General features: G+C 57.2%; 10 protein-coding genes. All 10 read left to right on the top strand.

What is annotated here, in order from left to right:
* Positions 1-205: PD-(D/E)XK nuclease domain-containing protein (locus KUL93_RS06735; RefSeq protein WP_217126307.1), on the top strand; the 205-nt coding region annotated here is incomplete at its 5' end.
* Positions 206-532: 327 nt separating this feature from the next.
* A complete protein-coding gene (nosZ, locus tag KUL93_RS06730) occupies positions 533-2449 on the top strand; it encodes a TAT-dependent nitrous-oxide reductase (protein WP_217126306.1) in 1917 nt (638 codons plus the stop codon).
* A gap of 69 nt (positions 2450-2518) precedes the next feature.
* Positions 2519-4753 carry a 4Fe-4S binding protein gene (locus tag KUL93_RS11710; protein ID WP_217126305.1) on the top strand — a complete coding sequence of 745 codons (2235 nt, stop codon included), beginning with the start codon at positions 2519-2521 and terminating at the stop codon, positions 4751-4753.
* A gap of 20 nt (positions 4754-4773) precedes the next feature.
* Positions 4774-5205 carry a hypothetical protein gene (locus KUL93_RS06720; RefSeq protein ID WP_217126304.1) on the top strand — a complete coding sequence of 144 codons (432 nt, stop codon included), beginning with the start codon at positions 4774-4776 and terminating at the stop codon, positions 5203-5205.
* Positions 5206-5213: 8 nt separating this feature from the next.
* Positions 5214-6575 carry a nitrous oxide reductase family maturation protein NosD gene (locus tag KUL93_RS06715; protein ID WP_217126303.1) on the top strand — a complete coding sequence of 454 codons (1362 nt, stop codon included), beginning with the start codon at positions 5214-5216 and terminating at the stop codon, positions 6573-6575.
* Complete coding sequence (locus tag KUL93_RS06710) at positions 6547-7533, top strand: ABC transporter ATP-binding protein (RefSeq protein ID WP_217126302.1); 987 nt, start codon at positions 6547-6549, stop codon at positions 7531-7533. Before KUL93_RS06715 ends, KUL93_RS06710 begins: the two co-directional genes overlap by 29 nt.
* On the top strand, positions 7530-8363 hold the full coding sequence (locus tag KUL93_RS06705; protein ID WP_217126301.1) for an ABC transporter permease: 834 nt from the start codon (positions 7530-7532) through the stop codon (positions 8361-8363). Before KUL93_RS06710 ends, KUL93_RS06705 begins: the two co-directional genes overlap by 4 nt.
* A complete protein-coding gene (locus KUL93_RS06700; protein WP_217126300.1) occupies positions 8360-8890 on the top strand; it encodes a nitrous oxide reductase accessory protein NosL in 531 nt (176 codons plus the stop codon). Before KUL93_RS06705 ends, KUL93_RS06700 begins: the two co-directional genes overlap by 4 nt.
* A gap of 9 nt (positions 8891-8899) precedes the next feature.
* The gene (locus KUL93_RS06695) at positions 8900-9544 is read left to right on the top strand and encodes a hypothetical protein (RefSeq protein ID WP_217126299.1); all 645 of its coding nucleotides are present in this window, start codon (positions 8900-8902) and stop codon (positions 9542-9544) included.
* Between the two features lie 45 nt (positions 9545-9589).
* Positions 9590-10171 (top strand): nitrous oxide reductase accessory protein NosL, encoded by a 582-nt coding sequence (locus KUL93_RS11435; protein ID WP_217126298.1) that lies wholly within the window; start codon positions 9590-9592, stop codon positions 10169-10171.

Below are 10171 nucleotides of genomic sequence, written 5' to 3'. Positions count from 1 at the left end.
TCTTACGGTGAAGCTCCCGGAGCGGATCTATCTGTTCGAATTCAAAGTGGTTGCGGACAAACCCGAAGGAGCAGCGCTTGCGCAACTTCGTGCCAAAGGCTATGCCGAAAAGTACCGCGGCCAAGGGGTGCCGGTGCACCTGGTGGGGATTGAATTCAGCAAACGCCAGCGCACCGTCGTGGCGGTGGAAAGCGAGACTGAATAGCCTTCCGCAAGTAGTTCAATTCTTTGAGTCGCGGGAGGTTCACCCGGTAAGCGGGGACCACCTCTGCACTCCCCAAAAAAATTCCAAGGAAACTACCTCATCTGTCCAATGCCCGTCGAGGCTTTGGTTGTTTGGATGATCATCATTTGCGCTAGATCAAGAATCTGGTTTTCGTGATCTTGATATAGATCAGGTTTAAAAAGTAATCTAATGATTTTTCAGAAATTTATGCTTTGATCGGGTACGAAAAATTGACAGAGATCAAGGTAAAAAATCAAGTCTTTTACTATGATGCTTTCGCTGTTTCCATTGGCAAGGAGCGAAGCGATGAAACCTAAAGAGAGAGAAATGGTCGTTGACGAACGGCGGCGTGGTTTCTTGGGCGCGGCGGCGTTGGCCGGTTTAGCAGGCGCAGGTTTGTCGGCAGGTGTGGTGGTTACGACAACCTCTAGCCGTGAGGCCGTAGCAGCGACTAAAGAAGGGGACGAACTCAAGGTCCACATGAAGCCTGGTGAGCTCGATACCTACTATGGGATCTGGTCGGGGGGTCACTCAGGGGAAGTTAGGATATTGGGATTGCCCAGTGGCCGCGAGATTAAACGTATCCCGGTCTTCAACATTGACTGTATGAGTGGCTGGGGCATCACCAACGAGAGTAAGGCGATCATCGGGACCAAACCAGACGGTTCTTTGCTGTTCAAGACTGGGGACACCCACCACGTCCATGGTTCTTATAAAGATGGTACCTACGACGGGAAATATTTTTGGGTAAACGACAAAACTCATGGGCGAATCGCGCGCATTCGAGGTGATCGTTTCGAAGTCGACAAGATCACCAAGATCCCGAATATTCAAGGGTTCCACGGAATTTTCCCGGATAAACGGGATCCGGTCGACCCGAAAATCAACTACACCACCCGAGTCTTCTGTGGATGTGAATTCCATATTCCGCAACCTAACGATGGACGTGATCTTGACGATCCATCGAAATACTTCGCGCTCTTTACCTGCGTCGACGCCGAGACGATGGAAGTGCGCTGGCAGTGCAAAGTCGACGGTAACATGGATCTGGTTGCCACATCGTTCGACGGGCGTTTCGCGTGCGCGAACCAGTACAACACTGAAAACGGCGTCCGTTATGAAGAGATGATGGCGCGTGAAGTCGATGCCTGCGTCTTCTTCGATATCGCACGGATCGAAAAGGCGATCAAAGAAGGGAAATATTTTACGATCGGCAATTCGAAAGTACCGGTAGTTGATGGAACGCGGGCGGCCAACCAGGATCCGAAGACGGCGCTTACCGCTTATGTGCCGGTTCCAAAGAATCCGCACGGAGTCAATGCGAGCCCGGATGGGAAGTACATGGTCTGCTCCGGGAAACTTTCACCGACGGTCACTGTGATCGAAGTGGCGAAAGTAGCCGACTGGTTCGATGGCAAACTCGACGATATTCGCAAAGCAGTGGTTGCCGAAGTGGAAGTGGGGTTGGGGCCGCTGCATACCACTTTCGACGGGCGGGGGAATGCCTATACCACGCTCTTTCTCGACAGCCAGATCGTTAAATGGAATATTGACAAAGCGATCCGCTACTACCAAGGTGACAAGTCGGTGCAGTACGTGATTGACCGCGTCGACGTCCATTATCAGCCTGGGCATCTCAACGCATCGATGGGTGAGACGAAAGAGGCCGACGGTCAGTTCCTCCTCACGGGGTGTAAGTTCTCAAAAGACCGTTTCTTGCCGGTGGGGCCTCTCCATCCGGAAAACGAACAGCTCATCGACATCCGCAGCGAAAAGATGAAGCTTCTGGCCGATCATCCCACTTATCCCGAACCGCACGATTTCATCATCGTGCGCCGAGACCGCATTCGGACGCAACAAGTGGGTAAGCTCGACGAACACCCGCTGGCGTTGAAACGGGTCGAAGACTCGGGTGTGTTCCGCGAGGGCAACAAGGTGACGGTGAAGGTCGCTGCATACGCGCCGCAGTACCAATTGCGCGAGTTCGAAGTGAAGGTTGGCGACGAAGTCACGATCATCGTCACCAATATGGATATCGTCGAAGACCTCACGCACGGTTTCGCGATTCCCGAATACGACATCAACTTCATTGTCAACCCGCAAGAGACCCGGTCGGTCACGTTCATCGCAGACAAACCCGGCGTTTTCTGGTGTTATTGCACCCACTTCTGCCATGCGCTCCACTTGGAGATGCGTTCACGGATGATCGTCCGTCCGGCGTGACGGTTCTGCATTGACAGATGCGCTGCCCTTTCGAGGGGCAGCGCGCGTTTCCCCCAACAGGAGACAATCGTGGTTGGTCGCTATCGTTTCGTGCATGGGTTCGGGGCGCTGCTCGTTTGGCTGGTTGCTGCCACAGTAGCAGCAGCACCGAACGCCAAACTCTACCAAGCACAATTGCCTGTCGCGCTCTTTTCTGCTCCCGACCTCTGCGCTTACGCACCCTGCAACGCGGTCTTTCCTGAAGCGAATCGTTTTTCGCAGCGCATGGGAAATCCCCCCTATGTCGAAGCGTGGCGTGACGAAGGGGGCAAAAAGCAATTACTGGGCTATATTGCGCTTTCCACCGACGTCACCAAAATTCCCGCCTATTCCGGGAAAACCATGATTTCCCTGATCGGCATCACGCGTGATGGTCGATTTGCGCGGGTGGCATTACTCAACCATTCGGAACCGATCCTGCTTTTGGGTATTCCAGAAGAGAAATTGATCGCATTCAACGAACAATACACCGGGAAACCGATCACCAAGCGTATCGAGATCGGTAAGGTTGAAGACGAAAGCGGTAATGCGATCGGGATCGATGGCCTCTCTGGAGCCACGGTCACGGTGGTGGTGCAAAACCAGATCGTGCGTGCGGTGGCGCGTGCGGTTGGCCGCCAGGTTGGCTTGATCACCCAGGTGGAGCGCCCAGAAGCGCATTTCGTGACCACCGGGAAACGCTATTCTTGGTATGAACTCGAGCAGCTGGGGCTGGTACACACGTTACGAGTCTATCCTTCTGACCTCGGTTGGGATACCCCGTCAAGCATGAACGCAGCAGCAGGGGCAGCGGGTGATGCGAAACCAGGTGAAACGCCCGCGCTCGAAGTGCGGTTCGGGTTGCTCGACCATCCCGACGTCGGGAAAAGTCTGTTGGGAGAAGCGGGTTGGGAAAGCCTGATGGCACGGCTCAAACCAGGTGAAAATGCGATTTTCGTCATTCGAACCGCTGGTAGCGAATCGTTCAAAGGATCGGGATTCGTTCGAGGGGGCGTGTTCGATCGGATCCAGTTGCGCCAATTGGGTGATGTGTTCACGTTCCGCGATCTCGACTACGTGCCACTTTACGATCTGGTCGCAGAGGGAACGCCGGTTTTCGACGAATCGGGGATTTTCATCGTCCGTGATCCAGCTTTTTCGGCTGCCTATCCGTGGGAGTTCGTGTTTCTTGGGAACCGAATCGTCGACAAACTGACCGGTCATCGTGAGTACGTGAGTTTTGGGCAGAGCTATTGGTTGCCGGAATCGATGCTGGAGGGGGGGCGACCGGAGTTGCCCAAACCCGAGGCGAGCTGGATGCGTTTCTGGAAAACCCGGACGGTGGAGATCGGTCTGTTCGTCGCGACATTGCTGGCAATGGCAGGGGTTTACGCGGCGCGTGATCGTCTGACTGCCCAAGCGACCCGCAAACGGAAATGGCCTGTCGATGGGTTCAAGTACGCCTTTTGGCTGATCAGCGTCTTCTTCTTCGGTTGGCACCTACTGGCGCAACCGTCAATCACCCAGGTATTGACGTGGTTCCATAGTTTGTTGACCGAGTGGCGCTGGGAGCTGTTTCTCACCGATCCCTTCATTTTCCTGTTCTGGATTTTCATCGTCGTCACGGTTTTCGTCTGGGGGCGCGGCCTGTTCTGCGGCTGGGCTTGTCCGTTCGGTTCGCTTTCGGAATTGCTTTTCAAAGTGGCGCAACGGGTTGGGTTGAAACGGTTTCAATTTCAACTACCAATGCGTTGGCACCTGCGGTTGAAAAATCTGAAATACGGCATTTTCCTGTTCTTGCTCACCGTATCCGCGTTTTCGATGCCGCTTGCCGAGAAGTTGGCGGAAGTGGAGCCGTTCAAAACGACATTCTTGGTGGGAATCCTGGAGCGGGGAGGACTCTTTGCCGCTTATGCCTCGGTACTCCTTGGGCTTTCCCTCTTCATGGAGCGACCTTTCTGCAAATATCTCTGCCCGCTGGGTGCTGCGCTGGCGTTGCCAACGACGTTCCGGTGGTTCGGATTGCGTCGGAAGGCGGAATGCACGCAATGCACGGCCTGTGCGCGTGGCTGTGGGTCGTTGGCGATCGATGCGGTTGGCCGAATCGACCACCGTGAATGCATGCTTTGCCTGGATTGCATGGTACTGTACCATGATCCCCATGCTTGCCCGCCGTTGGCCGCAGAACGGAAGCGGCGGGAAAAACTCGGGTTGCCGCTGACGCCGGTTGGGAAAGATGGTTATTTTATTCCCATCCAACCCGTTGCGGTGAAGCAAGAAGGGTGAGCGCGCAGAAGGGGGCAACGATGATGGCAGCAGCGCACGCAAAACAGACGCTGGATCCGAACTGTTTGACGGAACCGGTGACGCCTCCGTTCCTGGCGCGGACGGGGTGGCAGCGGTGGGTTGCCGAGGCGTGGGACCATCTCTGGCCGTGGCACCGAGACGCGCTGCCCCAGATGTGGCGTTGGGCGACGATGCTTTTTGCGCTCTGGGTGACATTGGCGTGGTTGATGGGGGCAGTGGGCCGAATCGCGTCGCCGTGGCTCATCGCGTGGTGGGTTGCGTGGAGTGCGGTCGAACTTCTGGTGCGGCTACGTAGCAAACCCTACGTGAAGGACGGGCCGTGGTGGGGAAGCCGTTTTCGGCGTGCGGACTGGCTCGATCTCTTGGCGTACGTCGGCTTCAAGAATCTCTTGATCGGCGCGGTGCTCTTTTGGGCGGTGCGTTGGTTGTGAGGGACGGGTTGAGCGCACATTGGTCCCGTTTCGAGTCGCGACCACACGCCCGTTGGGGGGTGTTCCTGGTGCTTTTCGGGTGTGCGGTCGTGGCAGGTGGAGAGGCGACGCAAGCATTTTCAGCGCCTCGGGAGGCGCCACGCGCAGAGTCTTCCCCAACCGAACGTTTCGTCGCGGATGACGCCGCATTACAACAGGCACTGGAAGAGGCCCCTGCGGGAAGCGTGATCTGTGTGGCACCTGGCGTCTATCGGGGGCCATTACGTATCACCAAACCGCTGGTTTTGCGTGCAGTTGGCCGCCGAACGGTGATCGACGGCGGCCTTCAAGGGCACGTGATCGAAATCACTGCTCCGGATGTCTCGGTCGAGGGGTTCATCATTCGCAATTCGGGCGGTGACGTCCAGGCGGAACACTCGGGCATCCGAGTACACCCCGGCGCGCACCGTGCGGTGATTCGCAACAATGTGTTCAGCTATGTCACTTTCGGCGTCTATGTCGAGAAGGCCGATTACGTTCGGATCGAAGGGAATGTGATCACCGGCAAACGCGATTTTCTCTCCCCAAAACGCGGCAACGGGATCCAACTCTACAACGCGCAACATGCACAGATCATCGGCAACGACATTTCGTTCGTTCGCGACGGAATCTACGTCGATGTCTCGCACGACGCGCTTTTTCGCCGTAACCGGCTGCACCATTTGCGTTATGGCACCCATTATATGAACTCTTACCGCAACGTGTGGGAAGAGAACGAGGTGTTCTTCACGCGAACCGGTTTTGCGTTAATGGAGGTCCGCGATCAGGTGGTGCGCAACAACCGAGTCTGGGGAAATTCCGATATCGGCATCATGTTGCGCACCTTGCAAAACGGGGTAGTCGAAGGGAACGTTACCGCCGGCAACGCCCGAGGTTTTTTCATTTACAACACCAACTATTCGGTAATCCGTGACAATGTCGTGGTGGATAACCAGGTGGGGGCGCACGTCTCCGCGGGGTTTACGTTCAACCAGGTCGAGCACAACGACTTCATCGGCAATGCGCAGAACATCCGTTACGCTGGAACGCGCAATTTGGTGTGGGGGGAGAAAGCGGGCAACTATTGGAGCCAATACGTTGGGTGGGATCGGGACGGCGATGGCATCGGGGACGTGCCTTACGAAGCAGTAGGCGTCGTCGATCGTCTGCTGTGGCGCTACCCGTTGGCGCAGGTACTGTTCTCTTCGCCTGCGTTGGAATTGATTCGCTACGTCAGCGCGCAATTCCCGATTTTGAAAGCCCCAACGGTGATCGATCCCAAACCGCACCTCAAACCGATCCATCAACAAGGAGCAGCGTGGTATGGCCGCCGATTCCACCAAATGCGATGACGTCGTCGTCCGTGTCGAACGCGTTGTGCGCCGTTTCGGTACGAAAGTGGCGGTGGCCGACGTCTCTTTTACGGTGAACCGCCAAGAGCGTTTCGCACTCATCGGCCACAACGGCGCAGGGAAGAGCACGCTCTTTCGCATGATGTTGAGTCTGTTGCCCCCGAGCGCCGGAACGATCACGCTCTTTGGCGAACCGGTGACGGGCAGGGACGATGCCACCCAACGTGCCGTGCGGCGAATGATCGGCTATTTGCCCGAACAGGTGGTGCTCTACGACAATCTCACAGCGGAAGAAACGTTACGCTATTTTGCCGAACTCAAAGGGGTGGTTGTGGACGCGCGCGAAATCGCCGCGCGGCTTGACGAGGTGGGGTTGTTGCGGGTTGCGAAACAACCCGTGCGGGGGTTTTCCAAAGGAATGCGGCAACGACTGGGGTTGGCACAAGCGCTGCTAGGCGAACCTAAGCTCCTCTTCCTGGATGAACCCACCACCGGTCTTGACCCGATGGGGGTACGGGACTTCTATCAACTGGTCGATCGTTGGCAAGCGCGGGGAACGACGGTGATCGTTTCCTCACACATCCTTGCCGAGATCGAACTGCGTGCCGATCGCATCGCTATTCTTGCGGAAGGGCGTTTGGTTGCAGTGGGCTCAGTCTTCGAACTCCGAAAACAAGCGGCGTTGCCTGCCCGGTTGTTGGTTCAAGCGCAGAATGCATCTTCTGTTTCGGTGCTGATTGCGACGGCAGAACGACTCGGGGTGACGGTTGACGAACGGACGGAAACGGGTGTCTGGTTTCTCTGGCCAAGCGAGAAGAAAGAGAGCGCGCTGGCGTGGCTCCTTGAGCAGCGCGCACATTGGCGCGATTGGGCATGGCGCGAGGCGACGCTCGAAGAGGTCTTCTTTGCGCTGGCGCTAAAAGAGCAGACGAGACAAGCAGAAGAGGAGGCGGCATGAATGGGGTCCTTCTGGCGATCGCGCGGAAAGAGTTCCGTGACCGCGTCCGAAGTCGCTGGGTATGGGTGGTGGCGATCGTTTTCGCGCTGTTTTCTCTGGCAATCGCCTTCTTGGGCGGGGCTGCGCAAGGCGCTGTTGGGATTCGCAATATCGAGGCGGCGATCGCCAGCCTGACCAGTTTGGCCATCTTTCTGGTGCCCCTGATCGCGCTGGTGTTGGGGTACGACGCCGTGGTGGGGGAGCGCGAGCGGGGGACGCTCGAACTTTTGTTGTCGTTGCCCATTTCGAAATGGGCGATCGTCGTCGGCAAGTTTCTCGGGTTGGGCGCGGCGCTGGTGGCGGCAACCGGGGTTGGATTGGGTGCGGCGGGGATCGTTTTGGCTTTTCGCTTGGGGTGGTCGGTGTGGAGTGTATGGACCCAGTTCGCGCTCGGATGCATCCTACTCGGTCTCGACTTCCTAGCGATTGCGATCTGGTTGTCGACTTGGGCGCGCGATCGCAGTCGCGCGTCTGGGGCAGCAATTGCGGTGTGGTTTGCGCTCATTTTGGTCTTCGATCTGATCTTGCTCGCAGCGATGGTGGCGTTGAGTGTCCATCCTGCCGGGCGTTGGTTACCTTGGGTCATGCTGCTCAACCCCGCGGATCTTTTCCGTATCTGGGGATTGGCGTCGATCGGGAACGTTCAAGCGTTACGAGGGGTATCTGAACTTTTTCCCTCGGTGGTGGCGCAGCAGCCCTTTTGGTTGGCAGTGGCGCTATTGGGGTGGACGGTTGGACCCCTTGCGTTGGCGATTCGCCGTTTTCGCCGTGATGGTAAGGAGTTGCGATGAGTGTTCGAAATGCGCGGCAGTGGCTGGAGTTCTGGGGAACCGTATTGCTATCGGTGGGGTTGCTAACTGCATGCTCTTCCGATAGCGCCGGAAATGCGGCACCGAAGGATTTTTCGGAAGGCGACGCCTGCGTGCTCGACGGGATGTATCTTGCCGATTTTCCCGGTCCTAAAGGTCAATTGATTTTTGCCGATGGCCGAGTCGCTTGGTTCTGCGATACGGTCGAATTGCTCCATACGTTGTTAGCACAGGAGACGGTGAAATCGATTGCGGGCGCATTCGTTCAGGATATGGCGAAGGCAGATTGGGAGCGGCCTCGTGGTCAGTGGATTGAAGCACGAAGTGCATTCTATGTTTTCGGCTCTTCACGCCTCGGTTCAATGGGGCCCACGGCAGTCAGTTTCGCCAACCGTGCCGATGCGGAGGCGTTTGCCCGGAAGTATGGTGGGGCGGTGAAAACATTTGCCGAGGTGACAGCCGAGGACGTTCGTCTCGACGGCGCGGCGCTGCACGACGACAAAATGTAAGGAGCTCGTATGGCGTTCGATGATTTTTATCGGGGTATTCCTGCTCCGCTGGCGCAAGAGATCGACGCATTGTCGCTGTTGGTGTACCGTTGCCGCACTGCAGCCAAGGCGTTGTTGGAAGCCGAAGGGGTTGTTGAGCTTGCCGAATGGTATGCGCGCTTTTCCCAGCTCGAACCTGCTTTGGCCCACGAGGGGTGGGAGCGTTACCTCAGCGCAGTCGTCCTGACGAAGCAATGGGAGCAGGCGAGGCGGCAATTGGCGGAAAAATTGCGTGTAGCGCAAGGCGAAGTGGTTGAACCTACCGATTTGGAAATTTTGCCTCTGGACGCCATCGCGGCGTACCTGGCGGAAGCGGATCGAGACGAACTCGGCGTCATCAAGTGGGAGCGGATGCTCGATTGCCTTCGTTGCACGCTCCGTAACGGTACAACACTTTGGGTGCGCTACGCGGCGCCCGATGCGTACAGTTTCGTATGGCAGACCGACTCTGACGTGCAAGGGCGTATCGATACCGCCCCGCATGCGCAAGGAGGGGGGCAACCGCACCATCATGGGGCTGATGGTTCGGTTGTCGCCGATACGCTCACTTCGGTTACCGCGTTGCCGGAAACCAATTTTGTCCGAGTCGTGAACGCTGTGTATTCTCCGGAGTGATTCGCGGTGGCGGGGAAAGAAGCGAGCCATAGACGGCGTGAGGTGGTGATCACGTTAGCGTCGGTGGTGAGCGCTGCAGCTGCGGGATTGTGGGCGTACCACTTTCAGGCCGAACGCGCAACGCAGAAAGCGGAGGAGGAGGGGGCGCATTGTGAAACCGACCTTGAGGCGCGAACCCCGCCACGTCCGTACGATCCTGAGCGGGACGGTCCAAATCCTCTGGCGCCCCGCTCGATTCCAGATGAGGCGCGTTGCCCGATCTGCGGAATGTATCCGGCGCGTTACCCACGGTGGGCGGCGCAGCGAATCGACAGTGCGGGCCGGGTCGATTTTTACGACGCGCCGCGTGATTTGGTGATCCATGACCAGTGGTTGCGACAAGAAAAGGGGATTGCGGAAGATCGTCGCGTTGCCGCGGCCATTTGGTTGCGTGATTATTGCAGCGAGACGGCGTCTTGGGTTGCTGCAGATGCCGCGTGGTTTGTCTGGTCACCGAAAATCATCGGTCCGATGGGGCGTCCGGAGCCGGCCGCGTGCGCGACGGAGCAAGCGGCTCGGACGTTGGCTGAGGCCAATAGTGGTGAGGTGTTGCGCTTCGCAGATCTCTACTCGCGATTCCGGTGGTGA

This window comes from Hydrogenophilus thiooxidans, assembly GCF_019049855.1.
In the GTDB taxonomy this organism is placed as follows: Bacteria; Pseudomonadota; Gammaproteobacteria; order Burkholderiales; family Rhodocyclaceae; genus Hydrogenophilus; species Hydrogenophilus thiooxidans.
This window is presented reverse-complemented; position numbering and strand designations above follow the sequence as displayed.

What these genes read in the sequence shown, in the direction of transcription:
- nosZ (WP_217126306.1), top strand. Translation starts at nt 533, where the DNA reads ATGAAACCTAAAGAGAGAGAAATGGTCGTTGACGAACGGCGGCGTGGT.
- KUL93_RS06720 (WP_217126304.1), top strand. Translation starts at nt 4,774, where the DNA reads ATGATGGCAGCAGCGCACGCAAAACAGACGCTGGATCCGAACTGTTTG.
- KUL93_RS06710 (WP_217126302.1), top strand. Translation starts at nt 6,547, where the DNA reads ATGGCCGCCGATTCCACCAAATGCGATGACGTCGTCGTCCGTGTCGAA.
- KUL93_RS06705 (WP_217126301.1), top strand. Translation starts at nt 7,530, where the DNA reads ATGAATGGGGTCCTTCTGGCGATCGCGCGGAAAGAGTTCCGTGACCGC.
- KUL93_RS06700 (WP_217126300.1), top strand. Translation starts at nt 8,360, where the DNA reads ATGAGTGTTCGAAATGCGCGGCAGTGGCTGGAGTTCTGGGGAACCGTA.
- KUL93_RS06695 (WP_217126299.1), top strand. Translation starts at nt 8,900, where the DNA reads ATGGCGTTCGATGATTTTTATCGGGGTATTCCTGCTCCGCTGGCGCAA.